This is a genomic window from Spirosoma flavus (assembly GCF_054778555.1).
In genome coordinates, this window is the sequence record NZ_BAAGZL010000001.1 from 2095722 (window position 1) to 2122051 (window position 26330).

29 protein-coding genes are annotated in these 26330 nt (G+C 48.2%); 17 read left to right on the forward strand and 12 right to left on the reverse strand.

The features are described 5' to 3' along the window. Positions 1 to 52 precede the first annotated feature (52 nt). A complete protein-coding gene (locus ACYVF1_RS08140) occupies positions 53 to 370 on the reverse strand; it encodes a hypothetical protein (RefSeq protein WP_461077401.1) in 318 nt (105 codons plus the stop codon). A gap of 445 nt (positions 371 to 815) precedes the next feature. Between ACYVF1_RS08140 and ACYVF1_RS08145 the strand changes: the two genes are divergently transcribed. The 4 genes from ACYVF1_RS08145 (at position 816) to ACYVF1_RS08160 (ending at position 6514) form a co-directional block, all read left to right on the forward strand. Further along, complete coding sequence (locus tag ACYVF1_RS08145; protein ID WP_461077403.1) at positions 816 to 3449, forward strand: PAS domain-containing sensor histidine kinase; 2634 nt, start codon at positions 816 to 818, stop codon at positions 3447 to 3449. Between the two features lie 39 nt (positions 3450 to 3488). After that, positions 3489 to 4190, forward strand: coding sequence for an MBL fold metallo-hydrolase (locus tag ACYVF1_RS08150; RefSeq protein ID WP_461077405.1), 702 nt, complete (start codon positions 3489 to 3491; stop codon positions 4188 to 4190). A gap of 309 nt (positions 4191 to 4499) precedes the next feature. After that, a complete protein-coding gene (locus ACYVF1_RS08155; RefSeq protein WP_461077407.1) occupies positions 4500 to 5768 on the forward strand; it encodes an MFS transporter in 1269 nt (422 codons plus the stop codon). 119 nt (positions 5769 to 5887) lie between these two features. Beyond that, on the forward strand, positions 5888 to 6514 hold the full coding sequence (locus tag ACYVF1_RS08160) for a DUF4142 domain-containing protein (protein WP_461077409.1): 627 nt from the start codon (positions 5888 to 5890) through the stop codon (positions 6512 to 6514). A gap of 219 nt (positions 6515 to 6733) precedes the next feature. On the opposite strand, the gene ACYVF1_RS08165 is transcribed toward ACYVF1_RS08160, so the two are convergent. Beyond that, positions 6734 to 7369, reverse strand: coding sequence for a fasciclin domain-containing protein (locus ACYVF1_RS08165; RefSeq protein WP_461077411.1), 636 nt, complete (start codon positions 7367 to 7369; stop codon positions 6734 to 6736). Between the two features lie 201 nt (positions 7370 to 7570). On the opposite strand from ACYVF1_RS08165, the gene ACYVF1_RS08170 reads away from it, so the two are divergent. Both ACYVF1_RS08170 and ACYVF1_RS08175 read left to right on the forward strand, forming a co-directional pair. After that, on the forward strand, positions 7571 to 7741 hold the full coding sequence (locus ACYVF1_RS08170) for a RagB/SusD family nutrient uptake outer membrane protein (RefSeq protein ID WP_461077413.1): 171 nt from the start codon (positions 7571 to 7573) through the stop codon (positions 7739 to 7741). A 346-nt stretch (positions 7742 to 8087) separates the two neighbouring features. Continuing rightward, positions 8088 to 8651: a DUF308 domain-containing protein gene (locus ACYVF1_RS08175; protein WP_461077415.1), complete on the forward strand. Its 564-nt coding sequence runs from the start codon at positions 8088 to 8090 to the stop codon at positions 8649 to 8651. Between the two features lie 99 nt (positions 8652 to 8750). Here the strand turns inward: ACYVF1_RS08175 and ACYVF1_RS08180 are convergent, their stop codons facing one another. The 4 genes from ACYVF1_RS08180 to ACYVF1_RS08195 form a co-directional block, all read right to left on the reverse strand. Further along, positions 8751 to 9530, reverse strand: a complete 780-nt coding sequence (locus ACYVF1_RS08180) for an FRG domain-containing protein (RefSeq protein ID WP_461077417.1) — start codon at positions 9528 to 9530, stop codon at positions 8751 to 8753. 122 nt (positions 9531 to 9652) lie between these two features. Then, positions 9653 to 10516, reverse strand: coding sequence for a manganese catalase family protein (locus ACYVF1_RS08185; RefSeq protein ID WP_461077419.1), 864 nt, complete (start codon positions 10514 to 10516; stop codon positions 9653 to 9655). Between the two features lie 13 nt (positions 10517 to 10529). Then, complete coding sequence (locus tag ACYVF1_RS08190; RefSeq protein WP_461077421.1) at positions 10530 to 10880, reverse strand: hypothetical protein; 351 nt, start codon at positions 10878 to 10880, stop codon at positions 10530 to 10532. 121 nt (positions 10881 to 11001) lie between these two features. Further along, positions 11002 to 11361, reverse strand: a complete 360-nt coding sequence (locus ACYVF1_RS08195) for an SPW repeat domain-containing protein (protein WP_461077423.1) — start codon at positions 11359 to 11361, stop codon at positions 11002 to 11004. A gap of 251 nt (positions 11362 to 11612) precedes the next feature. On the opposite strand from ACYVF1_RS08195, the gene ACYVF1_RS08200 reads away from it, so the two are divergent. The 5 genes from ACYVF1_RS08200 to ACYVF1_RS08220 all read left to right on the forward strand — a co-directional run bounded on the left by ACYVF1_RS08200 (position 11613) and on the right by ACYVF1_RS08220 (position 14895). After that, positions 11613 to 12383 (forward strand): hypothetical protein, encoded by a 771-nt coding sequence (locus ACYVF1_RS08200; RefSeq protein WP_461077425.1) that lies wholly within the window; start codon positions 11613 to 11615, stop codon positions 12381 to 12383. 145 nt (positions 12384 to 12528) lie between these two features. Continuing rightward, positions 12529 to 12870 carry a hypothetical protein gene (locus ACYVF1_RS08205; RefSeq protein WP_461077427.1) on the forward strand — a complete coding sequence of 114 codons (342 nt, stop codon included), beginning with the start codon at positions 12529 to 12531 and terminating at the stop codon, positions 12868 to 12870. 47 nt (positions 12871 to 12917) lie between these two features. After that, positions 12918 to 14072, forward strand: a complete 1155-nt coding sequence (locus ACYVF1_RS08210) for a zinc-dependent alcohol dehydrogenase (protein ID WP_461077429.1) — start codon at positions 12918 to 12920, stop codon at positions 14070 to 14072. Positions 14073 to 14084: 12 nt separating this feature from the next. Continuing rightward, positions 14085 to 14591 (forward strand): hypothetical protein, encoded by a 507-nt coding sequence (locus ACYVF1_RS08215; RefSeq protein ID WP_461077431.1) that lies wholly within the window; start codon positions 14085 to 14087, stop codon positions 14589 to 14591. A 37-nt stretch (positions 14592 to 14628) separates the two neighbouring features. Continuing rightward, a complete protein-coding gene (locus tag ACYVF1_RS08220; protein WP_461077433.1) occupies positions 14629 to 14895 on the forward strand; it encodes a hypothetical protein in 267 nt (88 codons plus the stop codon). A 143-nt stretch (positions 14896 to 15038) separates the two neighbouring features. Here the strand turns inward: ACYVF1_RS08220 and ACYVF1_RS08225 are convergent, their stop codons facing one another. Then, entirely contained in the window at positions 15039 to 15515 is a 477-nt protein-coding gene (locus ACYVF1_RS08225) for a response regulator (protein ID WP_461077435.1), read from the reverse strand. A gap of 167 nt (positions 15516 to 15682) precedes the next feature. On the opposite strand from ACYVF1_RS08225, the gene ACYVF1_RS08230 reads away from it, so the two are divergent. The 4 genes from ACYVF1_RS08230 to ACYVF1_RS08245 all read left to right on the forward strand — a co-directional run bounded on the left by ACYVF1_RS08230 (position 15683) and on the right by ACYVF1_RS08245 (position 19358). Further along, a complete protein-coding gene (locus tag ACYVF1_RS08230; protein WP_461077437.1) occupies positions 15683 to 16096 on the forward strand; it encodes a hypothetical protein in 414 nt (137 codons plus the stop codon). Continuing rightward, positions 16093 to 16548: a hypothetical protein gene (locus ACYVF1_RS08235; protein WP_461077438.1), complete on the forward strand. Its 456-nt coding sequence runs from the start codon at positions 16093 to 16095 to the stop codon at positions 16546 to 16548. Before ACYVF1_RS08230 ends, ACYVF1_RS08235 begins: the two co-directional genes overlap by 4 nt. Positions 16549 to 16652: 104 nt before the next feature. Next, the gene (locus ACYVF1_RS08240) at positions 16653 to 18083 is read left to right on the forward strand and encodes a S41 family peptidase (protein ID WP_461077440.1); all 1431 of its coding nucleotides are present in this window, start codon (positions 16653 to 16655) and stop codon (positions 18081 to 18083) included. A 528-nt stretch (positions 18084 to 18611) separates the two neighbouring features. Then, positions 18612 to 19358, forward strand: a complete 747-nt coding sequence (locus ACYVF1_RS08245; protein ID WP_461077839.1) for a 3-keto-disaccharide hydrolase — start codon at positions 18612 to 18614, stop codon at positions 19356 to 19358. Positions 19359 to 19460: 102 nt separating this feature from the next. Here ACYVF1_RS08245 and ACYVF1_RS08250 read toward each other — a convergent pair whose 3' ends face one another. Both ACYVF1_RS08250 and ACYVF1_RS08255 read right to left on the reverse strand, forming a co-directional pair. Beyond that, the gene (locus ACYVF1_RS08250) at positions 19461 to 20321 is read right to left on the reverse strand and encodes a polysaccharide deacetylase family protein (RefSeq protein ID WP_461077442.1); all 861 of its coding nucleotides are present in this window, start codon (positions 20319 to 20321) and stop codon (positions 19461 to 19463) included. A 67-nt stretch (positions 20322 to 20388) separates the two neighbouring features. After that, positions 20389 to 21438: an aldose epimerase family protein gene (locus ACYVF1_RS08255; RefSeq protein WP_461077444.1), complete on the reverse strand. Its 1050-nt coding sequence runs from the start codon at positions 21436 to 21438 to the stop codon at positions 20389 to 20391. Between the two features lie 247 nt (positions 21439 to 21685). On the opposite strand from ACYVF1_RS08255, the gene ACYVF1_RS08260 reads away from it, so the two are divergent. Then, positions 21686 to 22969 carry a DoxX family protein gene (locus ACYVF1_RS08260; RefSeq protein WP_461077446.1) on the forward strand — a complete coding sequence of 428 codons (1284 nt, stop codon included), beginning with the start codon at positions 21686 to 21688 and terminating at the stop codon, positions 22967 to 22969. Position 22970: 1 nt separating this feature from the next. On the opposite strand, the gene ACYVF1_RS08265 is transcribed toward ACYVF1_RS08260, so the two are convergent. The 3 genes from ACYVF1_RS08265 to ACYVF1_RS08275 are packed head-to-tail and all read right to left on the reverse strand — an operon-like array spanning position 22971 to position 25176. Beyond that, positions 22971 to 23771, reverse strand: coding sequence for a TIGR02757 family protein (locus tag ACYVF1_RS08265; RefSeq protein WP_461077448.1), 801 nt, complete (start codon positions 23769 to 23771; stop codon positions 22971 to 22973). A gap of 15 nt (positions 23772 to 23786) precedes the next feature. Next, positions 23787 to 24005, reverse strand: a complete 219-nt coding sequence (locus tag ACYVF1_RS08270; protein ID WP_461077450.1) for a hypothetical protein — start codon at positions 24003 to 24005, stop codon at positions 23787 to 23789. Positions 24006 to 24015: 10 nt separating this feature from the next. Further along, a complete protein-coding gene (locus tag ACYVF1_RS08275) occupies positions 24016 to 25176 on the reverse strand; it encodes a septal ring lytic transglycosylase RlpA family protein (RefSeq protein WP_461077452.1) in 1161 nt (386 codons plus the stop codon). Between the two features lie 287 nt (positions 25177 to 25463). On the opposite strand from ACYVF1_RS08275, the gene kdsB reads away from it, so the two are divergent. Further along, positions 25464 to 26204 carry a 3-deoxy-manno-octulosonate cytidylyltransferase gene (kdsB, locus tag ACYVF1_RS08280; RefSeq protein WP_461077454.1) on the forward strand — a complete coding sequence of 247 codons (741 nt, stop codon included), beginning with the start codon at positions 25464 to 25466 and terminating at the stop codon, positions 26202 to 26204. Positions 26205 to 26330: the final 126 nt, after the last annotated feature.

Consider the following 26330-nt stretch of genomic DNA (forward strand, 5'->3'; position numbering starts at 1 on the left):
AAGGTTCAGTATTTAGCACAAACGGTACGTAAAATATCGGGATTCCGGACCTTTATTTACTCCGAAGGGTAACTTCTGGACTAGCATGATCGTCCTGACGCGGTTCTTTTCCCACATCAAGCACCAACTTTATCAATTTAGCCTGCAATTCGGTATCTACCTGGTCAATATATTGCGTAGCAACCATAAAGACGTAGTGTTCTAAAAGGGCTTCAACGGGTTGATTTTTGTCAGTCATTAACATTGAATCAGACCTGAGTAAAAAGGTTACAGTACTAAAAGCGCTATCATCCCTGCCTGTATTTATAAAAACAAGCAGCCTTTTAAAAATCAGAGAATTACTTAGCTGAATATGTAATCCCGTTAGCATCGTTTTTAGCGCCGTTTTCGCTATCCATAACTAAAATAGCCAAGTTGCTGAGCGCTTATTTGTTGAGCAAATGAGATAACCTCTAAGCGTATTACCGTTGGCAACATAGTGCTTTAAGTCCACCAAAGGTCGCGGCTCCTTATGAAGTGGACTGTCAATTCTGTCTCAAAAACTATTCATTCTGTCTCAAATTAGTCAATCAACCCCCTAATTTTAGTTCCAGGCGTTACGAAATGCTTTACTAGTCTTCTTAGCCCGTCTGTTAATACTCAACGGGCGTCACCATTTTAAGACCATGCGCTTACACGCTAATTTCTCTAGATAACTTCTACTATTTTCAACGACGATCCGTTACTTAACATAGTTAGGCGCTTATTTTTAATAAGTGTTTTTACGCTTATTAGTAACTTCGCTTCCCTTGCCCCAACGGCCTGCTACCAAGCTTGTGAACTTCCTTACGCAACCCAATGCTGGTCAGCCAGCCGATGTACCTGCCGGAATCAATAATGCAATTCTGGTGCTCCAGATCACCACTGACCTTGTTACCACGTATCAGGTAATACAGGCGAATGAAGCGGCCCAGCAACTAGCAGGGTCTGTTTCGTTGCAGGGCGCTTGGCTTGAGCAATTACCATACCCGTTCAATTCGGCTGAAATAGCCAGCCAGCTTAACCGGCTTGATGAGCAAAAAAGCAACACTAGCTTTCAATTGCAACCTTTCGACCATCCGGCCTCTGGTGCCGCCTGGTATGAGTGCCATCTGGTAAAAGCTTCCTCAGGAATCGTTGTCCTTTCGCTGCTTTGGCAAAAGCCGAATACTGATCAGTTGGGTTCTCTCGAGCAGGTGATTAATGCTATGCCTGCTGGGTTGATTGTGTTTCGGGCGATACGTAATTCAGTCGGGCAAATTGCTGATTTCCAGGCTGTGCTGTGCAACCCCGTGGGCGCTGCCATTACGAATCAACCCCGAGATTATATATTAACCCAGCCTATCAGTGAGCGTTACCCTAATATGCAGGCGTATGATTTATTTCATCGCTACGTAGGAGTAGTAACTACAGGGCAACCTCATCAGCAACTGCTTTATTTGCCAACCAGAGAACTCTGGCTCGACGTATCGGTCGCCAAGTATAATGATGGCCTGCTGGTTTGTTTTCAGGATGTAACAAGAGGGCAAAAAACGACCGCTCTGCTGGAAAGTGTAATGAGCAGTTCGCCAGCCTCTGTTCGCTATTATGAGGCCATTCGGGATTCAGGCGGCCGTATTGTGGATTTCATGACCAGTACGGGTAATGAGCTGGCTGCTTATCGCCCCTTTCGGCCCGCTGATTCGACCGTCGGCAAGCGTATGCTGGAACTTTACCCTTACCTGAAACACAATGGCTTGTTTGAACGCTACGTAGCCGTCGTTGAATCGGGTCAGCCCGATCAGTTCGAAACCACGCATCAGTTGGCTGCCCGTACGATCTGGTTCGACTGTCGGGCGGTGCGGCATGGCGCTGGGTTTGTGTTGACCACACTGGACATTACGGCGCAGAAAGAAGCGCAACAAGCGCAGCAGCGGGAAGCCGAGCGGTTGCAACTGGTGCTGGACCATTCGCTAACTGGTATTGCCTGGTTGAAAAGTGTGTTTAACACTGATGGGCAACTGGTGGATTTTATCCTGGAAAAAGTCAATGCTACCCTGGCGCAAACACTAGGTTACCCTGCCGAAGCGCTGGAAGGCAAAAGCTTATCCGTGCTCATGCCGCATCAGTTGGTCAATGGGCTATTTGAAAAGTACGCGACTGCTGCGCAAACGGGTGTCGATCAGCGCTTTGAGTGGAGTAACAAAGCGGCTACCATCTGGTATGAAATAGCGGCCGTAGCTGTACCGGGCGGGGTGATTGTTACGTTTATGGATATATCCGCCAGTAGAAGGGCGCAATTGGAGGGTCAGCGTCAGGCGGACTTAGTTCAGGGCGTACTCAACAGCTCGGTCAATAGTATTGTGGTTATGGAACCCGTAGTTGATGAGATGGGGCAAGTTGCTGACTTTCAAATTCCGCTGGCTAATCCAGCTACCATGGGTTTATTTTCGCCATTTTTTGACCAGGCTATTACGCAGGAAACGATAAATGGTCAGACATTACTGACCCTTTTTCCGGCTGTCAAACAAAGGGCGCTGTTTGCGGCACTGGTTTCGGTGGTGAATACGCAAGTTCCCATCCACACCCCCGTCGAGTATCCAGAGTTGGGTCTGACTTATGAGTATGACATTCAACCCTTCCGGGGGGGTATTCTGATGATTACCACCGATATTACTCCCCTGAGGGTTTATCAACAGAAACTGGAAGCCAACAATAGGGCGCTAAGTCGATCCAATGCTTATTTGCAGCAGTTTGCCTCCGTAGCCTCGCATGATCTACAGGAACCCTTGCGAAAAATCGAAGCCTTCGCCGATTTGCTGCTCAGTCATCATGCCGAAAATCTGGATGAAACCGGACAGGATCTGCTACGTCGTCAACAGAACGCAGCCCGACGTATGCAAATTCTCATCAGGGGTCTGCTGGATTACTCCCGGCTATCGACCCCGTCGCTTCCGATCGAACCAGTATCGCTTCAAACGCTGTTTGCAGACGTATTGAGTGATTTGGAAGCTACTATTCAGCATACAAACGCTCAGGTAAGCAGTACGCCCTTACCAACATTGATGGGTAATGCGATTCAGCTTCGCCAACTGCTACAAAACTTACTGGCGAATGCGTTAAAGTTTACCAAGCCAGGGCAACCGCCCCAGGTTCGGGTAGATAGCTTCCCGGTTTCTGCTGATCAGTTACCTCAGCCCCCCTCAATCGTCAAGCCCGAAAGTTGGATTGCTATACGGGTTGCCGACGAAGGGATAGGCTTTGATGAAGCATCGCAGGAACGCATCTTTGAATTATTCCATCGGTTGCACGGGCGTAATCAGTACAGTGGAACGGGCATTGGCCTGGCGATTGTCAAAAAAGTCGTGGAAAATCATGGGGGACAGATTTCGGTGAGTAGTCAACCCGGAGCGGGGGCCGTCTTTACCATCTATCTGCCAGCTCACGCATAGACGTTCAGTATTACCGCAGAAACGCTAACAAAGAACGGTATGGCTAGTATACAGCGCATTACCTCTCGGCTGTATCAACTACGGCTGGGCGCCGTCAATGCATTCGTGATCAAAGATGATGGACTAACGCTGATCGATACGGGTTACCCCGGCAGCCTGGCAGCGATATTCTCTCTGCTGCAAAAGAATGGCGAAAATCCATATGCCATTAAACAAGTGATTCTGACTCATGCCCATCCCGATCACGCGGGCAGCGTGTCGGCCATAAAAGCCAAACTGGGTGTACCTGTGCTGGCACACCAGTTAGAGGCTCCTCTGCTGGAAGAAGGATCCAGCGGCCATTCACCAGTTTATCCATCACCGGGAATCGTCAACTGGCTGATTTACCAGTTGTTGATAAAAGGAGGGAGCGGGGCGATTCCGCCCGTGAGCGTTGACGAGCGACTGGGCCATAACGATGTGATCCCTGTAGCCGGTGGTCTTCAGGTGCTCCATACGCCAGGGCATAGTATCGGCCACATCGCTTTATGGCTTAAGGAAGAAGGCGTAATGATTGCGGGCGATACCTGTGCCAACATACTGGGTTTGTCCTTTAGCATGGTCTACGAAGACCGGTTGTTAGGCCTTCGGAGCATTCTGGAGATGGCCGATTACAGTTTCGACCAGGCTGTCTTTGGGCATGGTACCCTTTTGAAACCGCAGGCTAATCAGAAATTGAAGGCCAGATTCAGCACTTTATAAGCCTACCGTCAATTTGCTATAAACAGAAAACAGGCCATGGAGACACGTAGCCGGTGTTACGTATGTTGCTAGTCAATCCGTAGCCAGAGTTGTTGAACTGTGCCAGTTAACCAGTAGACCATTGGCTTACTTTCATAACATGCCCTATTGTTGGTGAGTTAAACCTTCACCACAAAAAACACTACGTCAGGGCAGAAACGGTAACTAGTGCTTCCTAAGTTGCCGAATAGCCCACATCTTGATAAACAGATTTGTACTAAAACGACGTAGTAAGCCGGCTTCTTAAAAGAGAATTGACAAATTAACGTAATGAGCAAGGGCTTTTCTTTACTACTTATTTTCGCAATTACCCTGTTTGACATCATTGCCGCGAATGGCTTAGGCGCTTTAATTGCCGATTACGTTCGAGACTTACCCGCCCAGCCCGTTCTGCTCACGGCCGGAACAGCCTTAATGCTGGGTATACAACTCGCGTTTGCACCTGCCATCGGTCAATGGTCCGACAAGCGTGGTCGAAGACCGGCCGCTATTGCCACTACGATCGCTTCCTGGTTTACAACTCTGCTGTTGCTGCCGGTGCAAACCTGGGGATACGTAGCCAATCGATGTTTAAAAGGAGCAACCAACGGCTTGTATTCGGTGATGCGTTCTTCGATGGCCGATCTTGCGGAAAAAGATGAATTGCTCAGATACTCAGGTATTTTAAGCTTCATTGTAGGGGCAGGCCCGATCATTGGGCCGATGGGGGCGGGTGTGCTCTTGTTGATGACAGATACCGGACAAATCACGCCGTTACGTACTGTCATATTGCTGTTAATACTAGGCCTTCTGAGTATTGGCATGGCTCTTCTGTTCAAAGAGACCAACCCGAAAAAAGAACCGGTTGAAGTGAAAGAGCTGGCTCAGAAATCGCTTAATTCCCTGAAAATAGTTTCGCTGTGGCAGCAGCTTGCCGATGCCGAGAAAGAGCTACCGGGGATCAAACCTGTTTTTATTATGAACATGCTGGCTACGCTTGGCATGGGTTATTATTCTTTTTTTGTTGCTTTCCTGACAGATAGCTACCTGACGATGACCCCCCGCGAGACGGCCCGTTTCTTTCTTTTTTTTGGCGGGTTGGCCCTGATAGCCAATATCGTTTTCTTCACGTTTATTGCGCACCGTGTCAATAAACGCAAGGTCATTCTTTTTCTGGCTCTGCTCAGTGTGGTGTTGCAGGGGTTTTATATTTTCTCTGATAAATCTGAAACGCTTCTCTACGTAGTGGCGGGAGTGGATGCGCTAACAGTGTCGCTAATGACAGGCGTAACGGGTAGTCTACTTTCCATCATGATTAAAGAAGGAGGGAGTCAGGGCGAGATGTTCGGCAACATTCAGGCGCTGGGCGGACTGGCCAGTTTTGTATCGGCGTTGGTGAATAGTCTGCTTTCGGGTATAAGCACAATGGCTCCTTTTATCTTTTGTGCGCTGAGTATGATTGCCGTTTTTGTCTGGACAAATCGCTTACCCAAAGAAGCCCAGAAGTTTACGGACCGTAAATCAGCCAACGACTCAGAGGCTGAACCGGCTAAGTCCTGATCCGTAAGGACTCGTTACCTAACAATATCTGGAATACCGCAGGAGTGGACAAACACCCCATTTAGACAAACCGTTAAAATGATCTAAGCTTAATTTGTTAAAAGAAACAAGTTCACGTTATGAAAACGAAATCGATTACAATGGGCCTGATGATGGCTCTGATGACAGCCGGCGCTACGTTCGCGCAGCAAAACAGCGGCAACATGAACTCGGGTACGACGATGGTCGGCAAAGAAACCAAAGCCGAGTTTGATAGCCAGAATCAGAAAGGGGCTGCAGCGGTGGGAGCCGTATCGGCCACTCCGGCAAAACTATCCAGCGCCGACCAGAGCCTGATGATGGAAGTAGCCAAAGGTGGCATGATGCAAATGGCTGTTAGTCAGGTGGCTGTGCAAAAAGCTACTAGCCCTGAAGTGCGCGAATATGCGCAGGCCGAAGTAGATGAGCAAACGGGTTTGTCTACGAAATTAAAAGAGATTGCCAGCGCCAAAGGCATTACGTTGCCTTCTAGCCCCGACTCCGAAACACAGGCGATGGTTTCGAAACTACAGGGCATGTCGGGCGCGTCGCTTGATAAAATGTACATGGATGAAATCGGTGTGAAAGGTCACCAAAAACTCGACGGCGTTATGTCGAAAGTGGAGTCCAGCGCATCGGATCCAAGTCTCAAAGGTGTAGGCAGTGCGGCTCATCCACTGGTGAAAACGCACCTGAACGTAGCGAAGGATATTAAAGGTAAAATGTAGAACTCAATAAAAACCAGGCTATTATCAATTGATAATAGCCTGGTTTTTATTGAAACTATTTGCTTAATCAATCGTCGCGTAGCGACCCAATGTTTATAGCAGAAACGCCCAAAGTCAAATCTTCGTCGCGTAGCGACCTAACCAATTTGAGTTTACTGGTTAGGTCGCTACGCGACGATTGGCTAAGAGAAAAATTTGGTCTGACTTAATCAGAAGTCATTATCGAAAATCAGTAGCTGCATTTTTGGGCAGCAAAACCGCAGCTACGCCATACACAACTCCGTTTGCCTGTCGCTTTTCGGTCGAGTTGACAGACATCGATTTGCCCTGTTCATCTTTGAGCGTCAGTTGGCCATCTGCGCCAAGTTGAGCGGTAAGAACACCGCCCCCTACCGTCTGGAGTTGGGCTTTACCGCCACCAGCTTTTACTCGTTTGGCCAACTCGGCTTTATCAACTACGCCGTTTAACAGGTGATAGGCCAATAATTGCTTCAATTTTTCGCGGTTCCTGCCTTCCAGTAAACTCGACTGCATGGCGGTCGGTAATTTCTTAAATGCCTCGTTCGTAGGAGCAAACAACGTGTAGGGGCCACTGCCTGCCAACGTAGCATATAGGTTTACGGCCTGAAGCGCATTTTGCAACGTAGTATAGTTTGGCGATGACGCAATAAAGTCGTGAATACTGCTATTCCGTTCGGTACTACCCGCAACTACGGCCGGCTCTGGCGATTTTCGGGCACCTCGTACGGCGGCTCCTGTTCCTGTTTTTGGAGAAGTGGAGCCAGATTCCGTTTGCGCCAGACTAATCGCCGGAATCGATAAGAAACTTAGGGTTATAATGGTAAGGACGCGCATGAGAAATAGAGTGTAAGTATTGCGTTAATCAACCAGTTGTACGGCCCTTTGATTAAGACTGCTCACCTAATTGTGAGGGAGTGGAACGTGAAATCCGGCCTCAAAAAGGCGCCGATCAATTCGCGAAATAGTAACCTCCATTAAAGCCAAACTGCGTAACGGCCCGGCCATACACAAAGCGCCCGACGCTGGTTCGATCTGTTGCGCTACGCTCGGCAAACCATAGCGACGCCAAACGTAATACATCCGGTTACGGTGCTGGACATTATTCAGCAAGTACGTAGCACGCGGGATATTAATTATTTACTGTTCCCCTTTCCTCAAACGGAGATCAATAACAACGCTTTATTGCAGCAAAATCCGGGGTTTTAATACTAATAAATTGATCTGTTTGCGATAGTGACAACGTAACGTGAACAACGGATAAGTTAACGTATTGCCGACGCTCTTGACGTAGGTAACACGTTAGCTTATTTGACAGGTTTTATTAACGTTGACCCATTTATGTGAAACGACGAATTTACCCAGCCACAGGTGTAGGACTTTAGAAGTAGGTATTACGTGGAAAAAGGGCATCTATAGCCAGATTTTATAGTGCCTAAGCATAAGGAAGTTGAGTCTTTTCATCTGAACCGAACCGCTTCCCAACTTCCCGATAAATAAATCAACCCACAGCTTCCAACAAGGTTCTACTCACAGAACAACTAAATACAACGTTATGGAAAGGACCGATTTTGCAAGGCAGCGGGGACTATTAATCAGCCGGGGAATTTTTTATGTCATTATTGGCGTCAGCCTATTTTTGTTTGCCAATTCATTTTCGAGTATGGCCGCTCAATTAATTGGCGGCTTCACGATCGTAGCGGGCGTTTTAGGTGGTATTTACGCCTTTCGCAACTTGCAAACAGACCGAAATAGCCTGTGGGAGCTTCTTCGTAGTTTGTTTGACATTGGTTTTGGTATTGCCTTTATAACGTATTCGCGGGGGTCGGTCGATTTGTTTCTGGGTACGCTGGGCTTCTGGGCGGTTCTATATGCTTTTCTGGAAGCGATACAAGCCATGTACATATTCATGCTTTCGACCAACAAACAACCCACTGCCTATTCCGGAAATTTCCTGCATTTTCTGTCTGTTTTAATCGCCGGAGCACTGGCTTATTTGCTGGTCATGGTACCCGGCTTTTTAGAGAACGTATCAATTCTGCTCGGGTTATTTCCTGTCGTCCTGGGGGCCATCATCATCCTGAGAGCCATACGGCAAAGTGATGCCAAGTCGGCCTGAGAAAGACTTTGAGAGAAGTTGTAGAGTTGTAGGGTTATAAAGTTGTAGAGTTATAGAGTTAGCGCTGCAACTAGTTCAACTCTACAACTTTATAACCTTTCATAGCTGGACGTACTGACGCTTTAACCATCGACTAAGACCGTCTAAACCCGGAAACAATACTCGTTCATTGATATTGGCCTGATCCAGCTTGTCGCGAATTTCCCATTTCAACTCGTTCGCAATATTTATTTTTCGATATAAATCGGGGCGCTTTTCGAGCCAGCTTGTCAGACCCATCGTCGGGTTGGAGACGACCGAAAATAGAGCGTATTGATTAACGATACGGTCATCTATAGACGGCGGCTCGAAGAACAGCGCAAACGGCTCTTCTGACTGACTATCAAATTCTCGTAACGACTGTAGGTGGCTCAACATCTCGATGGTAAATACATCTGCCCCTTCATTTTCAAGTAAATAACGTAGTGAATCAGGAAGCTGCTGATGTGCTTTTTTGTAATCCAGACACCAGATAACCCCGTCGCGGTCGTAAAACTCGGTCCGGGCTGTCACAAAATGCAGCGCTACATAGGGCGAAAACGTCCAGTCCATCAGCCGGGTAGGCAGGCCGTGATGCTGCGCTACGGAAAGCCAGTACCAGAATGAATCGCGCTCGACCACGTTACGTAGTGCGTACTTTTTGAAGTTACGTAGCAAATGCCCTTCAATTTGAGCGTAGTTGCCGCCCAACCGCATCAGGGACGTATTGAGCGTATACGTAGCATCGGGCAAACCCCGAAAGGCAAACGACGGACGAAATCGCTGGAGGGTTGGCATCCAGGCATTTTCATACAAACACTCCATCAATTGGCTCCATGTGGTAGCACGTATGGGATGCATAACGGATAATAAAAGAATGACTAATCGGGCCAACAATGGCCGGGTAAAATAAAACAGGTTGAGACCACAGATCTGTCCGAAGACCGACGAATGGCTCAACCTGTTATTGGACGCATGAACAGTTAGTATTTCTGCCCGGCCTTTTCAATCTGTTCCGTTTGCGCGTGGCCTTCCGGCATCGGCGGCCCCAACTGAGGCTCATCGCCCACTGGCTGCGCTTTCATCTCCCGGAATTCGCTACGTCCGTCCATGGATGGCCCTTGCGTCCAGCGACGATTCTGGCCGACAGATGGCGAATCGGGGTTGATGTTGGTATCGACAAATACGTAGCTGAACTCCTCACGCTCCTGACTCTGCGGGAAACTATTCGGAATGGGATGTACACCGCGTATATCGCCGTGCCCCAATTCTTCCAGTACGGCCAGCCATTGTTGCTGGTGCATGGTGTCGCGGGCAATCAGAAACGATAGCATGTCTTTCATTCCGGCATCGTCGGTCATTTCATACAGGCGCGTGGCCAGCGTTCGACCCGTTGATTCGGCCATGACGTTGGCGTACATGTCAGAAGCTATATTTCCTGAACTGACAACCCACGAGCCGTTAAACGGAACTCCGTTGGCATCGGCAGCCAAAGCCCCCATACCGCCCGACAGAAAGTGCCGTGGGTCGCCACCGCCCATGATTTTTTCCATAATTGGATCGTCGCCAACGATTGATTCGATGACACTGCTCGACGAACCTTCCAGGTTCAGACAAACGGCCGTAGCCAGCATCTCGATATGAGCAATTTCTTCCGTACCCGTATTTAGAAGCATGTCCCGGTAACGTACTGGCCCGCGCGAATTCCAGGCCTGAAATAAATACTGAAGGCAGACACGTATTTCGCCTTCAATACCGCCAATAGCCTGCTGTAAAGCCCTGGCAAACTGCGGGTTTGGCTTGTCAACTTTTACTGTATACTGAAGTTTCTTGTCGTGATAAAACATATGTACTAGGGAGTTATTGGTTTTGCTTTGGTTTGTTGGCACTGCTGCTACTCGATCCGCTGGTAGTTGGCACACCAGCCGCCTGTTTATTCATCGTTCCTGACTTATGACCTCGCTGGGGCGTAGCACCACCCAACTTGTTTCCTTCGTTGCCTGAGCCTGATTGTGAAGAAGTTGAGCCCGCGCTCATTGTCGATTTTTTACCTTGCCCCGACGTAGTAGGTTGAGAACCTGCTTTCGAATCCGGCGTACCTTCGGCGGTGGGTGTGGGGCGTCTGCCCGGTGTGCTACCATCCGATTGCGCCCATGTACTTCCAGTGGCTACTGCTACCAGCAGAGCGACCGTCATTACCATTTTTTTCATACGTTGATTGGTTTTAGTTGTACCTGTTCAACGGACTAATTCACGGCAGTAGCCCTAATAAAGTTGATGAAATGAGGTAACGGATGAGGAAGTGAGGAAACGGTTAAGCGTTACGTTTGCCTCATTTTTTGTTGCGAACGGGTTTGCGTTGCGTCAGAAAACCGGCTCCTACCTCAAGTAAGCCAAAGGCAATGTGCGGCCAGCAGATACGTTTCGCGAAGCCAAATAACCAGGGTGAAGCCGCTACCAGTACACCATTGACTTTATCGACAGTCAGGTGCGTAGTCATCGGAATTTGTTTTGATACACCGGCTTCATAGTTGGTAAGTGCCGATAGACCCAGCACGGCTACCCCCGTACCAACAGCTACCCGGCGAGCCGCGCCATCATTGGCAAAACCGAGCAGCCAGGGCGAAGCCAGAAATAATGCCCCGGTTGTGTAATCGAGCAAACCGTGGACTTTCGTTGGAATTGGTTTCATAACGTAGAAGAGTTTTTCAGGAGGGTCGTTCCTGCTGAATATGTTTCCATTAACCCCGCTACGTTCGTTCCGTCGCAACGTAGCGGGTATGAATTAGGCAATGGAGACGCAGCATCTGGAGGTGGGCCGTTCGCTTATAGTCAACAGGCCATATCCTCACAATAGCGACGTTTGACGTCGACAGCCGTGAAATCGTCAGTTATAAGTCCACTCAATCTGTCAATAAGCGACTAACTTTTTTAACTACGATTATGAAAAAATTAAACGTATTACTTCTGGGGCTGGGCCTGACGGCTTGCGCCAATCAGGAACGTGATGCAATGAGTACAGGTAGCGGAGCCGGCGAAGGCGATTCTCATTTAGGCCGACGGGTGACGGGCGTTTATTTACTCAGCACAGATTACCATTACGATGAACCCTGTAATTACCTGCCCGAAGAATTCGTGCGAAATCTGTTTCAGGTAAGCGAATCGGTAGAATTTGAAAAATCCAGTGAACTCCACAGCTGCGAATTTCGATGGGGTTCGAACCGAATCGGGTTTCATCTGGAAAGCGAAAAGCCTTTTGAGTCGGTCTTTCAGTCAGAATATCATTTTAACAAATTGTTTCAGCCCAACGCCAAACCGGTTACGCAACAGGATACCATAAAGAAACCCGTTCTTTCCGGCCCTGATCCGCAAGGTACTGGCGCAGAAGTATCGGCCCGCATGGAAGACACAACACCCAGGCAGGATTCGACCCGTGGCGCTGACCCATCCGGACCAATTGAGGGCATGACCAGCCCTGCTCCGCCACTGGTCGAACCGGCGAAAAACACCGCTACTGGTCAGGCGGTAAACCGGGTGGGCGATAAAGCCATCTGGGAACCTGGTAAGAAGTCGCTGCACGTATTGTTCAACAACCACGTATTCAGCGTAGTAGCCAATATGCCCGGTGATACGGCTAAAATAAAACAGGGGGCTATCGGTCTGGCCAGACAAGTTATCTACATGCTCAACGATAATCGGGACCCCAGAGAATAACGTAGCAACTTTCCGCTACGTTGGAAAATGGTTTCCAGGTACGTAGCGGGTGCCGTTTCCTTACTTCTTTCCGAAAGAAACGGCCTGTGTACGTCCTGATTTGTTACAGAGAGACGTATCATGATCAAAATCGATAACTCAACGTATGAAAAAGACCGTAGCTATTCTCAGTTTTCTTTTGCTGGCCGGAGTGGTCAGTGTGAACGCTCAATCCGACGGAGCAGGGAAAGGGCAGGAAGGTGCCGGACCCGTTAACAATGCCCGCAAAGCAAAATCAGGGCTGACAGAAGGGAAAGGCCTTCCTTATTCGAAAGAGGGTAAAAAACGTCCGAACTCAAACAAACCCATTCCGCCTTCGAAAGTGGGCACCGAATCGGACGTAACAGCCCGGGCCGCTGGCAAAATTTCGCCGGGTAGTCATAACCAGCAACGCGACCGGAAAGCAGGTGTCAATGCAACCAAGCCTACTAGTCAATCGACGAACTAGTCGTACTCTGGAACGTAACACAAGCATTTCACGCAATTCCAATTCTTATGTTAGCTATGAATTACCGGGGCCCCCGGCGGGTCCGCATCGATTCTAAACCCCTTCCCGAAATCAAACATCCGGAAGACGCCATTGTGCGGGTAACCCGTTCCTGCATTTGTGGGTCTGATCTGCACCTGTACAACGGCAACGTACCAGATACGCGCGTTGGCTCTACGTTTGGCCACGAATTCATTGGCGTGGTGGAAGAAGTTGGGTCCGATGTCCACAAACTTAAAGTAGGTGATAACGTACTGGTTCCCTTCAACATCGCCTGTGGTAAATGTTCGTTCTGCCAGCAGGGTCTGTACGGCAATTGCCACGAATCAAACCCGCAGGCTACGGCCGTAGGGGGCATCTTCGGCTACTCACATACGGCGGGCGGTTTCGATGGCGGGCAGGCTGAATACGTGCGGGTGCCATATGCGAATTTTGGCCCAACGGTGATTCCGCCAGACATGGACCCCGACGATGCTGTGCTCCTCACCGACGTAGTGCCAACGGGTTATCAGGCCGCCGAAATGGCGGGTATTCAGCCCGGCGATACGGTAGTAGTGTTTGGTGCAGGCCCGGTAGGAATTATGGCTGCCCGTTGTTCGTGGCTGTTCGGCGCGGGCCGGGTCATCGTGATCGATCATGTTGATTACCGGCTGGAGTTCGTCCGAAATTACGCACCTGCTGAGGCCTATAACTTCAAAGAAATGGACGATCCGGTGCTGTTTTTAAAGAAAGCAACTGATTGGCTGGGCGCCGATGTCTGTATTGATGCCGTAGGAGCCGAAGCGGCCGGTAGCGCTTTACAAACCATTACCGGACGCAAATTATTGATTCAGGCGGGTTCGGCAACGGCGCTCCACTGGGCCATCAACTCGGTGAAAAAAGGCGGAATTGTCTCAATTGTAGGGGTTTATGGTCCAACCGATAACCTGGTTCCGATTGGCAACGTAGTGAACAAAGGTATCACCATTCGGGCTAATCAGGCGTCGGTAAAACGGCACCTGCCCCGGCTCATCGAGCATATACAGAATGGTGTTCTCAATCCTAAAGCTATGGTTACCCATCGGGTGCCACTGGAAGAAATCGCCGACGCATATAACATCTTCGCCAACAAACTGGACAACTGCATTAAACCCGTTCTTATTCCGCCTTCAGCCAGGGCGTAACGTCAACGTAACATGGAAACAAAAGAAGCGCTCGCAGAAAAGTATTCGCATATTCTGGGCTGGGGGGTGGATATCGACCCCAAAAATGACCCGACCTATCCGTTAAAGGATCGTACCGATGCTGAACAGAAGGGCTATACCTGGGAGCGGCCTGTGCAGCAACCCGTTGATGTTGAAATACTTCACTCCAACGAACGTCCCAACGTAAGTGCGGTTTTCGGTACGTCTACTCCGCCATCCGGCCTCAGTGGTCAGATCCGTCGGTTTGCGTTTCGGTTTAGCGAATCGGAATACGGTCACTGGTTGCCGTTGCTGCTCGCCGACCGCGTCAACGTAGTAGAAGGCATTGTCGATGATATCAGGCAAGGGCATTTCCCCAATATTTTCGCGGAAAAGGGCATGAAAGCCGAGTGGAAATACAATCGTAAGGGGCTGTTAACGAAAGCATTGGTTGGCGTCGTGGTTACGTATGCTGTTGTAAAGCTTTTGTCCGGTAAGGACCACTCGGAGGAGGATTAGGCATTAAAATTAAGTATTCAATTTAATCAGTTCATTTATGACAACGTTAGAAAACATCAATCCGGAACACAAAGAAGGCCCTGTAGCTAAAGCCATTGAAAAACAGACTGCTAAACTGCCATCCGACATATTTCTGTGGGCAGCACTGGCTTCCATGGGCGTTTCTGCCTATTTGCAAACCACCAGCGACCGCAAAAGAAGTCTGTTCGTAGGTCAGTGGGCGGCTCCGTTTCTGCTACTGGGTCTGTATAATAAATTGGTCAAACTAGAAGGAAGCGATTCTAAAGATTCATCAAAGCGTTAATAAATCAGCAAATTAGTATATTTACGCACTTTCCTATTGGAAGTAACAAATGTTAATCAAAAACCCCCGGTCAGTTTCGTTGATCGGGGGTTTCGTTTATTCATCATTATTGGTTGTAGTCTTTCCTCAACCGACCTGCTAGTTTAAATTCTATAGTGCACTGGTGGCAGTGTAACCGTTTCCCACCAGTATGTACGTAACTCACGAAAACAAGCCAGCCAATCGTTAAAGTCAGTAGGCTTGACCATATATGCCGAAATGCCAAGTTGGTAAGCTTCCTCAATATCAGCAGCGTTGGTCGACGACGTGAGCATAACAATGGGCGTCCAGCTTATAGGTTCGGGCATCGCTTTAATCTGTTTTAGCAAATGCCAGCCATCAGCGTTTTTAGGCAGATAGAGATCCAGCAAAATCAATTTTGGGATCTCCCATTCCTGTTGTTCCCATTCATTTAACAAAGTGATAGCTTCTTTAATTGTAGCTGCCCGGAGGGCCTTTACCTCATTGAAATACTGACGTAAGGCCTGTTGAATAATCAGCCATTGATCGTCATTATCTTCGACAACGAGTAGTTTAGGGCTTTTAAAATTGGCGTTGATTGTATTTTGAGCACTTTTCATGATTATTAGGGAGGCTAGATTACTTAATAAACCACTTACAGCCAATCTTGATTAAAAGGTATGTACTTGTTTTACGTTTTTTTCAGATCGTACAACATTCGTGCAACCTTGGTTACTTTTAGCCTACATCGCAAAAGCAGAGAAACAGACAAAATCAACGGATTATTATGAAATCAGTGGCCGCTAAAATGGGTATCAAATCGGGAATACGTGCTTTTTTTATGAACGCGCCAGTTGAAGCTATAGCTGCTATAGAGCTGCCTGCGCTTGATAGTAAACCCGTGCTTGAAGGTACTTTCGACTACATTCACCTGTTTGTAACGTATCAGCGGGAGATGCACGAGCAGTTCGCTACCCTTAAAAAGCATCTCAACACGACGGGTACACTTTGGGTGTCGTGGCCGAAAGGAGGCCAGAAGGGAACCGATCTCACGCTAACCAAAGTCATTGAAATTGGCTACGAGTATGGTTTAGTTGAAAGCAAAACGCTGAGTATAAACCAAACTTGGTCGGCAATTAAGTTTACGTATACTAAAGAAGGTAAAATTTATAATAATAGTTACGGGAAATTGAAGCAATGAAATTAAAAACGCTACGTGTATTCATTGCCGCTATGTGCGGTTTAGTCGGATGTCAGACAAAACAAACCGACGTCCCCATCGTCGGAACCTGGGAATTGGTATCGGCAACCTCTACGGAGAAAGATAGTACGTTCTCTACGTACGACGCCAGCCACAAAATGATCAAAATCATCAACGATACCCATTTCGCTTTTCTGAATCATAAAATAAGACCGGAGAAAGATACGGCGTCGGCCAATGAGTTTTCGGGTGGGGGCGGTACGTATACCCTGGTTGACAGCAGCTATACCGAAAATCTGGATTATTACGTCGATAAAGCGTGGGAAAATCATAAATTCCAGTTCGTAGTTCGCTTTGCCGGTGATACGTTGATTCAAAAAGGGGTGGAACGATTAGAAAACCTGGGTATCGACCGTATCATTATTGAAAAGTATAAACGGGTAAACAAGTAAGTCGCTCGAATACGCAACGTAGTACCTATTTAACTCCAAGTAAATCAAGGACGTATCAAAAACGCTTTGATACGTTCCATTTTGCCGCTTTTGCGTAAACGTTCATGAAATTCAGTTCCTGTTACCAAGTTGTTACGCTTCTCTTTGCTCTTTTAATTAGCCAACAAACTTTTGCCCAATCGCCAGCGCCCTGTCGTTGCCCAGATGTTCTGGAGCAGGCGATTCGCAAAACGACTAACGTATACGCGGGTTTTGCCGATAAAGTGAATTCGAAAACACGCGCCCGGTACGACGTACTGGTAGACAGTTTGCATAAACAGGCGGCAAAAGCGCCAGACGGATTTGCCTGTTTCGATTTATTGAAACGCTACGCGACCTTTTTCCGGGATCTACACGTGAGCGCCGACTACGCCCCGCAATTATCGGCTTCTACGATACGTAGCATTTCCTACTCAGAAGCGCAGGCCCGGAGTTATCTTGCCAAACAACGAAACCCGAAACCGTTTGAAGGAATCTGGGAGTTATCCGATGGGAAAATGAAAATAGCGACCGTGCCTGATCCCAGCCGACCGGGTCGCTACGTATCGGTGGTATTGGCTACTACGTTGCCGAACTGGAAACCGGGTATGGTGCAGGCCCAATTTATCGGCAAAACCGGCGAACACGAACAGGCGCACTACGTATTCGACGATTTTAAAAGTCGGCTGATGGGTATTCTGGTTGATGGCAATAGCTTCCGCGTTTGGGGTAATACATGGCAACGAATAGTTCCGGAAACTGATGAGAAAGCACAGCGCCCCGTTGAAAAAGTAGTGGTGAAACAACTCAGCCCCGACGTAATGTATGTTCGTTTGCCGCATTTCAACACACCGGAAATGAACACACTAGACAGTCTGCTAAAAGCCAACCGGGCGTTGATCGGACGAACCCCTTCCCTGATTTTCGACATGCGAGGCAACGGCGGGGGCGATAGTGGTGCCTGGGCGTCGGAGGAGTTTATGCAGCTTTTTTACACCCAGCCCATTCCTATTGCCCGCTCGCTTACCCGTGCCTCCGACGAATGGATTGACAAGCAGGTGGCGTATATCGAGCGGCTTCGCAAGGAACGCAAAGCCGATGACGCCGAACTCAAATTAAATGTACAGTTTCTTGATTCGCTTAAAGCGCATCGTGGGCAGTTTGTAACCGATCTGAACGAATACGTAATTCGCTACGATTCGGTTCGTACCTTCCCGAAACGTATTGCCGTGCTGATGAATAAAGAATGCGGCAGTGCTTCCGAGTTTTTTCTGTCGATGGCAAAATACAGCCAGAAAATCACGCGCTTCGGTACCAATACTGGCGGATTCATGGATTACGGGAGTGCCAATAGATTTGGGTTAGCCTGTAATGATTATTCCATGTATCTGCCCGTAACCCGTATGCCCTGGGTAGATACCGATCCCATCGATAACATTGGTTACAAACCCGACGTCCCCATCCCTGCTGGCGAGAAAGACTGGATCAGGTTTGTTATGAACTATTGGGCAAAATAAGCGCGGTATAAACAGGCTTTAAAGCTCAGACGTAGCGAGAGCAAGAATTTTAGGATTATGGGGAAAAAATAGTTGACCGAAGAATTTTTTTTTGCCCTAATCTGATAAGTATTATTCACTAATACGGCAAAATAGGTGCCTAGTAGTTTAAAACAGAGCTTGAAATTAAGCATGTCAATTCCTATTCTTCACGCTGAATTTGTATTGCTTAAGTAATGCCTTTGTGCATTGGCAACGACTTAGGTAGAATTCCCAAACCCCTACTTTGAACGCCGTAAAACGGGCTATTAGAAGCATGAAAATTTGCTTTATATTGTGAGGAGGATGAGCAAATAAACTGCTTTCTAACGTAATAGACCTTATTTTTTAAGTAGCGTCAGAAAGTAAAATAGTGAATTGGTTGTTTAGTGAAACGTATTGAATCGTCTGGTCAATACGGTTTTTCGAAGCTTCTGATCGCGCGGTTGGTTCGTCTGACTGATACTATCCATTGATTTTATGAGAAGTTACCAATCCGCCGACAAAGGGATGGCGCAAACAATCGTATCCCTGGGTTTACTCTTCAGCCTTACCTGCGCAGATGTGTGGTCGCAGGCTGCCAATACGTTGTCGGCAGAGGAAAAGAAAAAAGGATGGAAACTCCTTTTTAATGGACACGACGTTTCGGGCTGGCATTCGTACGGAAGTAAGGACGTAGGAAAAGCCTGGAAAGTGGATCAGGGTACGTTGAAACTGGATGTAGCTAACCGGGGCAGCAATAAAGCCGAAAACGGGGGCGACCTGGTGACCGATGCTACGTTTACCGGCGATTTCGATTTGAAACTCGAATGGAAAATCACCCGATTTGCCAATAGTGGTATTTTTTTATTTGTTCAGGAAGAGCCGCAGTATAAAAACATTTCCAATACTGGCCTCGAAATCCAGGTATTGGATGATGCCATTTATGAAGGAACCGCTGAAAATAAGCATCGCGCGGGCGATTTGTTTTGCGTAGCTACCGCCAATGATCGCCAATTGCAACCAGTGGGTGAGTGGAATCAGGTACACTGCAAAGTCAGGAATAACAAGCTGATTGTCTGGCTCAACGGCACAATGATTCAGGAACACGATCTGACCAGCGACGACTGGAAACAACGTATCACGTCAAGCAAACTCAAAAACGCGCCCATCAGTAAAGGTCGTTTCTCCGGACGTATCGGTTTGCAGGATTGGGGTAGCGAAGTTTCATTTCGGAATATCAAATTCCGATCCTTACCGAAACGGGATTCGATGTAAAAGATCAGTGAAAATACCTTAGAAGCTGTTTGTGTCTGTCATACTTCCTTTAACAGCATGATAAAAACGGCTCTGAGTACTTATCTACGTAGCATAAAATCGCTACCTGATTTTGTTATAACCGATTAACTGAATTCCCTTTTCTTTAATTACCGCTTTCACCTGGGCGTTGGTCCACGCATCCGTTACGCCCTGCCGATCTTGTGCTACGTTCTCATAACCAATGTGATGGATGGCCTGTACTTCGGGTGTATCGAAGCCGGGGTGATCAACAAATAGGTACGTTTTGCCGGGTTCCAGGCTTTCGAGCATCTTAATGAAACTGTCAATTTTTTCCTGAGACGTTACGTGTGCACCGACGTAGCTGGCCCGACTCACGCCCGCATCCTGAAGATTGGTGTCGTAGAACGGGATCTTGTAGTCCTGAGCCAGCTTTTTAACCAGCGCCTTTACGTCGTTGTCGAATGAGGTGCATCCCATATGGCCCGAAAAATGGCTAATGCGAGGTATCTTCTTGATGGCCAGCTCGATTTGCGCCCGGAATTCCTTTTCTACATCGGCCAGTTTCCAGTCGTTTTCCACCACCGACCGCTTCGGATAATTTTTGTTCGGATACAGCATCGGATAGAAGTAGCCGTCGGCGTCGCGCAGGCTAGGACAGTCCGACAAAGGGCGCCATTTTATATTGTCCCATTCGCTGGTTAGCGTTAGGTGAAGTCCCACGTCCACATTCGGAATTTGTTCCAGATACGTAACGGCTTCCGGAAACCAGGGCGAAGGTACCAGCACTTCAATCGATGTTTCGATGCCTTCTTTATAACATTTAAGCAAGGCTTCGTTCCCAGCGTGCGAATAACCCATATCATCACCCCTGACAATGAGTCGGGGAGGGGAGGACTGAGCCTGAACAACGTAGTGAATCAGAAAAGCAGAAACCAGTGTGAAAAGCCGCGTTACGTTCATGGATATCTTGGAAATGGCGCTAAAATCGTTACGTTCTAAAGGAATTCACGTGGCGCCATTTACCTATCTAATCCAGTCGTACCCAGATGGTTCCCGACATTGTCTCCCAGGGTTCCAGAATGGTCAGCCCCTGCCCGTTGTTGAACGAATCGACATTGGCCGTAAGTGGTTCTATGGCAATATTGTTACGTCGGATGGGCGTGTAACAGACCAGATAATTGAATTTGCCCGGCCCCGTTTGTTGACCTAAAATCAGCCGAACGCCCGTTTTCATGGATGTTAAGATGGTTTCGGCGTATGACTCCCCATTGGGTTGAACGCCCGTTGGTTCAATCCGAAAGGCTGAATCCAGTTGAACCTCACGCAGCGGCAGGGCACCGGCTTCCTCAAACGCATGCTCGCCGGTAGGAATCATTTTCTCGTCCAGAACAATTGGGGTACGGCCGGGTAACGAGATAATCATATTATCAACCGATTCGGCGGAGTCTTCACTGTCCTCGATAAATGTAAAATACGGGTGCCAGCCAAAGGCCGCCGGACTGCGCGACGTACCGGTATTCTCGACCGAATAACTAACCCGAAGCGCACACATTTTATCGGCTTCCGGATTGCTGCCATAAAGCAACTGATTTGCCTGAATCAACTCATACGTAACGGTAAGTGCAAACGGAAATGGATACCCAATTGTATCGCCAGCGTGGTCATAACGCATTGTCAGGCGTGCGTACGATTCGGTTGCCTCCTGCTCAATTACTGAAAAAGGACGCCCGTGAACAAATCCATGAATGGCGTTGTCGCGATGAACTTCGTTCATTTTCAGTGCGTAATCTTCGCCTTCAAAATGGTAAACGCCGTGATGAATCCGGCTCGGGAATGGATACAGCAGGGCGCTACTGTAGCTCTCGTCAGCAAGCAATTCCTGGGGCGACACAGGGGCTTTTAGCAGGGCGAACAGATTTGGTCCCTTGCGAAGTACCAGCCGCCGAAGTACGGCTCCGAATTCAGGAATCACAGTGATGAATTCACCCGTTTCGGTATGCTCAAGTAAGTATTCAGTAAGCGGGGCAGCGCCGGTAGGAAGCGGGCCAAATGGTTGAGTTGTAATCTGAAAGGGCATATCTTAAACAAACAGGTAGGGAGTAAGCAATTAGCAATAAATAATAAATAGTTGGCTCATTGCCAGCGTTTTAAATAAATGGACCGTTCCTGATAAATGTCCAAAACACATAATTGTAATCGGTTCTGCTCTATTATTGTTTGTTAAAATTTATGAATACAATTTAAAGTAAGGATAATTCAATTGGGACTTGAGGTATTGGTCCTATATTTCCGATTCATATCCTAAACCTTCCTCTTGCTTTGCCATGCAGAATACCCTTGTTGAATCGCCAACTTGGTCGGCAGGACACAAACTAGCATTCCGGTTTTTCTGTGCCTATTTTATACTCTATCTATTCCCGTTTCCCATCGATATTTTGCCAGGGATGGGTTTGGAATTTTACACCTACATGTGGCATCTGATTGTGCCCTGGGTTGGTAAGGCCATTCTACATTTGCCGTATGAGATTACAATATTCCCGAACGGAAGTGGTGACACAATGTACAACTACGTTCATGTGCTTTGCCTGTTTGTTCTGGCCCTGCTGACGACCCTTATCTGGACGCTGCTGGACCGATACCGACCGAATTATAATGACGCGTTATATTGGCTTCTGGTGCTGCTTCGCTATTACCTAGCGTTCACGATGTTCGGCTATGGTTTCGCCAAAATATTCAAGACACAGTTCCCATTTCCCAACTTAAATCGACTGTTGGAACCGTACGGCGAATCGTCGCCGATGGGTTTGGCCTGGGCGTTTATGGGTTATTCGACTGGTTATAACCTATTTACGGGCCTTAGCGAAGTAATTGGTGGCACGCTGCTTCTGTTTCGACGTACCACCATGCTGGGTTGCATTGTGCTGATTGGCGTCATTGGAAATATCGTAGCGATGAATTTCTTCTACGACATTCCAGTCAAATTATATTCGTCGCATCTGCTGGCGATGACATTATTTATACTGGCTCCCGAAGCCGGCCGACTCTTCGATTTATTGGTCCTCAATCGCCCGGTTCCGAACCGGAAATTAACCCCATTTTTTACTGGTCGTAAGCAACGTACCGGTCGGCTTATTGTCAAAACTTTAGTGATTATGTATTCGCTTCAGGGTACGGTGCAGATGAGTTATTTCACTATGGAAAAGTATGGGGATGAGGCTTCTAAACCGCCCATGTATGGCCTATACCGGGTCGACCGGTTTGCCGCGAATGGAGATTCTGTTGTGGCCGATAGTACGCGCTGGCGTCAGGTCATTATTTCTGGCTATAAGGGTGCCCCAACTTTGTCCATCCGTTTCGCGAACGATACGTTACGTCGCTACCAGTTTGAACCCGACTCTGCTACTTCGAAAGCGGTGCTCTACGACCGGTTTGATACCGCCCATAAACTTCACCTGACATATGTCCGGCCCGATACAAATTCAATCGTTTTCCGGGGACGTATCAACCAGGATTCGATTTATGCCCGACTACAGCAACAGCCTCCTGGCAGTTTTCTGCTCGTGAATCGCGGTTTCCACTGGATTAATGAATATCCGTTTAATCGGTAAACTACAACTCTCCCTCAACTCCCAGTCCAAACAACGCAAAATCGTAACGTACCGGGTCAGCCGAATCAAACTGACGTAGCGTTTTGGTCAACTCGATGGCGGCTTTCCAGTCGGTTTGGGGGCGGGTCAGTAGACCCAGCTGCCGGGATACACGGTTCACGTGAACGTCAATGGGGATCACTAATTGGCTTGGTTTCAGGCGTGTCCATAAGCCAAAGTCAACGCCACGGTCGTCGCTACGTACCATCCAGCGCAGAAACATCAGCAGCCGTTTGCACGTAGCATTTCGGGCGGGCGTAGCGATGTGTTTGCGCGTACGTTCGGGAAAGAAATCAGTCAATCCGCAAAAACGATCATGGAACGTAATGAGCGACGCTTCGACCGTATCCGACGTAGTATCGGGCAAAAAAGCATCTTCCAGCGATTCGTGTTCTTGGTAGTAATGCCGGAAAAAATGCAGGAAATATAGCGCGTCCGTGGCATTGAACGTGCGGTGTTTGAACGCCAGAAACCGCTTCAAATCGCTTTCCTCGTGATGGCGGATAAAGTCGTAAGGAGTGCCATCCATGAGGTCGACCAATTCACTCGTTTTTCTCAGAATAACGGGCCGTTGTCCCCAGGCCAGCACTGCCGCCCAGAAACCCATGATTTCGATGTCTTGTTTTCGGCTGAAGCGGTGCGGAATGCTGATCGGATCGCGCTCAATAAATGAAGGCCGATTATACTGATCGGCCTTTGCATCTAAAAAATCCTTTATGGAAGAAAAATCATTAATGCTCACTAATTCACGCTCATCGCTCATAACTTAACACTTTCCTTACTTACTACGTCCTCCGCTAACAACCCAGGCCATTGCCCGCGAAATTCCTGAGAATATGGACAATAGTGTCGACATGATAAACGTGAAAACGGCAATAAACGGATAAGCAAGCGTGAACATAATGCTGAACGTAACGTAGCCCGGCGTCGATTTCATCTGCTCGTCGCGCTCACGGTGCCGACGGGCGATACGTTCTTCTTTGGTTTCTTTTTCCATACCTGATTGACTAGCGGGCCATGTAACTGACCTCAGCTCGAAAACGCTTATCCTCGGGCGAAAGTTTCGCGAAAGCCTGCGTCGATAACTTAATAAGAATCTTGTCATTGACACCCGTGTTCGGCAGTCGTCCAATCACTTTTACCCAAAGTGTCTGATTGTTAAACTCGTTACGTACGTTCACCAACGTACCAATCGGGGCGCTCCGATGCAGCGCCAGAAATTTCCCCGAATTATCATTGCTACTAATCATTTCGGCCACCCCACTGTCTGCAATACGTCGTCCTTCCGTAGGCATGGGAGCGTCGTTGCCGGGGCTGGGTTTCTCTATTTCCGGCTCGGCAGGTTTGTCATCTGAAGTTGTCAGGCTGGTTGGAACCGATGGACGACTGGCTAATCCGGGTTCGCTACGTGGTTTATTGCTACGTTGCTCGGCGGGTCGTTCAGTGGGGCGCTCAACCGGGCGTTGCGCGGGCGGAGACGTAGTGGTTGGCGACGTAGGAGCTGGCGTATTGGTAGGGCTTTTCTTAGCTGGCTTTGGGTTATTGGCGGCCGCTACCTGAGAGGCTGGCGTAAGATCCAGATAAGCTTTCTCCGACACGATAAGCGCCTGCCCAATCAGTACGTTGTTGCCAGACAGGCTATTCCATTTGCGAATGTCGGCCTGCGAGACACCATATTTATTAGCCAGACTGTAAAGCGTCTGACGAGGCTCTACGACGTGAATACCGGATTGATCGAGGGGTTCGCTTTTCTGAGCTTTTTTACTTTCAGCTTTTTTATCGTCAGATTTCGTAACGGCTTTGGCCGCTTTCTTTTCTTCTTTTTCCTGCTTGCGAATGGCCTTGTCCATCGCTTTTTCTTCCTTGCGGCTGAGTGCCCCATCGGGTACGGGAATACGTATCACCTGATCGTACTTTACCGCGTCTTTCATGTTCGGGTTAGCGGCTTTTATATCCGCAACGGAACGTTTGTATTTTCGGGAAATGGCGAACAAGGTTTGCCCTTCATCAACGCGGTGCAGGATGTAACGTTTGCCATCTTTTTTCTCGACACCAACGGAGTCGGCAAACGTGTTCCGATATGTTAAAAGCGGATGAGCCTGCGTGCGGTGAAGGAAAAGAAGACCTGTTACTAAACAAAAAACGGCGTACGCAAAATTCTTTTTCATGGGTTGATAGTCAGCCGAAAGCACTGGCATGATGCCTGTTCCGGCTTCAGAACGGCTTGCTCATAAAACGGCTCTCGACGTAAAATTAACGTAATTTACAGCGGATTTTTCACAAACGGGCCATAGGATAGTTTCCGGTTAGATTGCAAGCGCGTTTTGAAGTTTATTCCGGCAATTAATGTTTTGGGATATTATTTCATTTATCGAAATGCCAACGTAGCGCGTTTACTAAGGAGAGTCCAGATTTCATTATCATTTTACCCCACTAATTTCAACCAGTAACGATATTGACTATACTTGGAATTATCCCCGCCCGCTACGCATCGACCCGGTTCCCGGCAAAAGCTTTGGTAAGCATTGAGGGCAAAAGCATGATTCAGCGCGTCGTAGAGCAGGCTTCGCAGGCCCGCTCGCTGAGCCGCGTTGTAGTAGCCACCGACGATGAACGTATTCAGTCGCACGTAGCAGACTTCGGAGGGGAAGTCGTTATGACATCGGTGCACCACCAAAGCGGCACCGACCGTTGTCAGGAAGCGGTGGAACTGCTAGGTATGTCACCCGATTATGTGGTTAATATTCAGGGAGACGAGCCATTTATTAAGCCTCGTCAAATTGACTTGCTAACATCGGTATTAGATGGTTCTACTGAACTGGCTACGCTCATAAAAACCATCGACGACGTAGAAACGCTTTTTAATCCGAACGCTCCTAAAGTAGTAATTAATGCGTTGAATGAAGCGCTATACTTCAGTCGTCATCCGATTCCGTATCTACGCGGTGAGTTGGCCGAAAACTGGCTTGAGCATCACCGATATTACCGGCACATCGGCCTCTACGCGTACCGAACCGACGTCCTGGAACGTATCACGCAGTTGCCGCCTTCGTCGCTGGAACGGGCCGAAAGTCTGGAACAATTGCGCTGGCTGGAGAATGGATATCGGATACGTACCGTCGTTACTGATTTAGATAGTTTGGGTATCGATACGCCCGAAGATTTGGATCGTGTGGTACGTACTGAGCGAGGATAAACTGCTGAATTTGGGCTTGTTAAAAAACCTTAATTCTGAACCACCTGAACAGAACCGGTCGTTTGAAGTTAAACAAGTAACGAATGGCGGCTTATAATTCGACCATTCATTTAGTGAATAAACCCC

Excerpts from the sequence above, each read along its gene's own strand:
- ACYVF1_RS08140 (WP_461077401.1), bottom strand. The coding sequence starts at position 370 with ATGCTAACGGGATTACATATTCAGCTAAGTAATTCTCTGATTTTTAAA.
- ACYVF1_RS08150 (WP_461077405.1), top strand. The coding sequence starts at position 3,489 with ATGGCTAGTATACAGCGCATTACCTCTCGGCTGTATCAACTACGGCTG.
- ACYVF1_RS08155 (WP_461077407.1), top strand. The coding sequence starts at position 4,500 with ATGAGCAAGGGCTTTTCTTTACTACTTATTTTCGCAATTACCCTGTTT.
- ACYVF1_RS08160 (WP_461077409.1), top strand. The coding sequence starts at position 5,888 with ATGAAAACGAAATCGATTACAATGGGCCTGATGATGGCTCTGATGACA.
- ACYVF1_RS08165 (WP_461077411.1), bottom strand. The coding sequence starts at position 7,369 with ATGCGCGTCCTTACCATTATAACCCTAAGTTTCTTATCGATTCCGGCG.
- ACYVF1_RS08175 (WP_461077415.1), top strand. The coding sequence starts at position 8,088 with ATGGAAAGGACCGATTTTGCAAGGCAGCGGGGACTATTAATCAGCCGG.
- ACYVF1_RS08180 (WP_461077417.1), bottom strand. The coding sequence starts at position 9,530 with ATGCATCCCATACGTGCTACCACATGGAGCCAATTGATGGAGTGTTTG.
- ACYVF1_RS08185 (WP_461077419.1), bottom strand. The coding sequence starts at position 10,516 with ATGTTTTATCACGACAAGAAACTTCAGTATACAGTAAAAGTTGACAAG.
- ACYVF1_RS08190 (WP_461077421.1), bottom strand. The coding sequence starts at position 10,880 with ATGAAAAAAATGGTAATGACGGTCGCTCTGCTGGTAGCAGTAGCCACT.
- ACYVF1_RS08195 (WP_461077423.1), bottom strand. The coding sequence starts at position 11,361 with ATGAAACCAATTCCAACGAAAGTCCACGGTTTGCTCGATTACACAACC.
- ACYVF1_RS08200 (WP_461077425.1), top strand. The coding sequence starts at position 11,613 with ATGAAAAAATTAAACGTATTACTTCTGGGGCTGGGCCTGACGGCTTGC.
- ACYVF1_RS08205 (WP_461077427.1), top strand. The coding sequence starts at position 12,529 with ATGAAAAAGACCGTAGCTATTCTCAGTTTTCTTTTGCTGGCCGGAGTG.
- ACYVF1_RS08210 (WP_461077429.1), top strand. The coding sequence starts at position 12,918 with ATGTTAGCTATGAATTACCGGGGCCCCCGGCGGGTCCGCATCGATTCT.
- ACYVF1_RS08215 (WP_461077431.1), top strand. The coding sequence starts at position 14,085 with ATGGAAACAAAAGAAGCGCTCGCAGAAAAGTATTCGCATATTCTGGGC.
- ACYVF1_RS08220 (WP_461077433.1), top strand. The coding sequence starts at position 14,629 with ATGACAACGTTAGAAAACATCAATCCGGAACACAAAGAAGGCCCTGTA.
- ACYVF1_RS08225 (WP_461077435.1), bottom strand. The coding sequence starts at position 15,515 with ATGAAAAGTGCTCAAAATACAATCAACGCCAATTTTAAAAGCCCTAAA.
- ACYVF1_RS08230 (WP_461077437.1), top strand. The coding sequence starts at position 15,683 with ATGAAATCAGTGGCCGCTAAAATGGGTATCAAATCGGGAATACGTGCT.
- ACYVF1_RS08235 (WP_461077438.1), top strand. The coding sequence starts at position 16,093 with ATGAAATTAAAAACGCTACGTGTATTCATTGCCGCTATGTGCGGTTTA.
- ACYVF1_RS08240 (WP_461077440.1), top strand. The coding sequence starts at position 16,653 with ATGAAATTCAGTTCCTGTTACCAAGTTGTTACGCTTCTCTTTGCTCTT.
- ACYVF1_RS08245 (WP_461077839.1), top strand. The coding sequence starts at position 18,612 with ATGGCGCAAACAATCGTATCCCTGGGTTTACTCTTCAGCCTTACCTGC.
- ACYVF1_RS08250 (WP_461077442.1), bottom strand. The coding sequence starts at position 20,321 with ATGAACGTAACGCGGCTTTTCACACTGGTTTCTGCTTTTCTGATTCAC.
- ACYVF1_RS08255 (WP_461077444.1), bottom strand. The coding sequence starts at position 21,438 with ATGCCCTTTCAGATTACAACTCAACCATTTGGCCCGCTTCCTACCGGC.
- ACYVF1_RS08260 (WP_461077446.1), top strand. The coding sequence starts at position 21,686 with ATGCAGAATACCCTTGTTGAATCGCCAACTTGGTCGGCAGGACACAAA.
- ACYVF1_RS08265 (WP_461077448.1), bottom strand. The coding sequence starts at position 23,771 with ATGAGCGATGAGCGTGAATTAGTGAGCATTAATGATTTTTCTTCCATA.
- ACYVF1_RS08270 (WP_461077450.1), bottom strand. The coding sequence starts at position 24,005 with ATGGAAAAAGAAACCAAAGAAGAACGTATCGCCCGTCGGCACCGTGAG.
- ACYVF1_RS08275 (WP_461077452.1), bottom strand. The coding sequence starts at position 25,176 with ATGAAAAAGAATTTTGCGTACGCCGTTTTTTGTTTAGTAACAGGTCTT.